The organism is Bradyrhizobium sp. Kon37, assembly GCF_055807535.1.
The window spans coordinates 1-260 of record NZ_JBVVOY010000289.1 but is presented as its reverse complement, the minus strand read 5'-3'; the positions used below and the strand labels follow the sequence as shown (position 1 = coordinate 260).

The window sequence follows — 260 nt, the reverse complement described above, 5'->3', positions numbered from 1 at the left end:
GGGGGCCGTGCGCGGCCCGGCCGCGATGTCGTCGGCCTCCTCCAACTCGGTGAGCACGCGGCGACAGACCGCGACATAGCGCTCGCCCTCCTCGCTCAGCTTGATGGAGCGTGTGGTCCGGTGCAGCAGCTCGGCACCGACCCGCTGCTCCAGGAAAGCAATGGCGCGGCTGACCGCCGCCGGCGAACGGCCGAGCTTGCGGCCCGCGGCCGCGAGGCTGCCCTCGTCCACCGAAAGGACAAACACCTTCATCGCATCCA

The 260-nt window shown here is 71.2% G+C and carries 1 protein-coding gene; it reads right to left on the bottom strand.

Annotated elements, in window-relative coordinates:
- The coding region (locus AC0L3J_RS38190) for a LysR family transcriptional regulator (protein ID WP_473350588.1) at positions 1-260 on the bottom strand (260 nt) is incomplete at both ends.